Origin of the sequence: Verticiella alkaliphila (assembly GCF_018904615.1) — a bacterium.
In the GTDB taxonomy this organism is placed as follows: domain Bacteria; phylum Pseudomonadota; class Gammaproteobacteria; order Burkholderiales; family Burkholderiaceae_B; genus Verticiella; species Verticiella alkaliphila.
The window spans coordinates 1-1,061 of sequence record NZ_JADCNH010000106.1; the positions used below are offsets into that span (position 1 = coordinate 1).

At 63.9% G+C, this 1,061-nt stretch carries 1 protein-coding gene; it reads left to right on the top strand.

All coding sequences use genetic code 11. The features are described from left to right. Positions 1-1,061: elongation factor Tu (tuf, locus tag IMZ29_RS22420; protein ID WP_216188479.1), on the top strand; the 1,061-nt coding region annotated here is incomplete at both ends.

The following is a 1,061-nucleotide window of genomic DNA, read 5'->3' on the forward strand; positions in this document are numbered from 1 at the left end:
TTCGGCGGCGAAGCCAAGGGCTACGACCAGATCGACGCAGCGCCGGAAGAAAAGGCGCGCGGCATCACGATCAACACCGCCCACGTCGAGTACGAGACGCAGAACCGTCACTACGCGCACGTTGACTGCCCGGGCCACGCCGACTACGTCAAGAACATGATCACCGGTGCCGCCCAGATGGACGGCGCGATCCTGGTGTGCTCGGCCGCTGACGGCCCCATGCCCCAGACGCGTGAACACATCCTGCTGTCGCGCCAGGTTGGCGTGCCGTACATCATCGTCTTCCTGAACAAGGCTGACCTGGTGGACGACGCCGAGCTGCTGGAACTGGTCGAAATGGAAGTGCGCGAGCTCCTCTCCAAGTACGACTTCCCCGGCGACGACACCCCGATCATCAAGGGTTCGGCCCGTCTGGCGCTGGACGGCGACGAAGGCGAGCTGGGCAAGCAGGCCATCATGAAGCTGGCCGACGCCCTGGACTCGTACATCCCGACGCCCGAGCGCGCCGTGGACGGCACGTTCCTGATGCCCGTCGAAGACGTGTTCTCGATCTCGGGTCGCGGCACCGTCGTGACCGGCCGTATCGAGCGTGGCGTTGTCAAGGTCGGTGAAGAAATCGAAATCGTCGGCATCAAGCCCACGGTCAAGACCACCTGCACCGGCGTGGAAATGTTCCGCAAGCTGCTCGACCAAGGTCAGGCTGGCGACAACGTCGGTATCCTGCTGCGCGGCACCAAGCGCGAAGACGTCGAGCGCGGCCAAGTGCTGTGCAAGCCGAATTCGATCAAGCCGCACACGGACTTCACCGCCGAGGTGTACATCCTCTCCAAGGACGAAGGCGGCCGCCACACCCCGTTCTTCCAGGGCTATCGTCCCCAGTTCTACTTCCGTACGACGGACGTGACGGGCTCGATCGAACTGCCGAAGGACAAGGAAATGGTCCTGCCGGGCGACAACGTCTCCATCACCGTGCAGCTGATCGCTCCGATCGCCATGGAAGAAGGTCTGCGTTTCGCCATCCGTGAAGGCGGCCGTACCGTCGGCGCCGGCGTGGTTGCGAC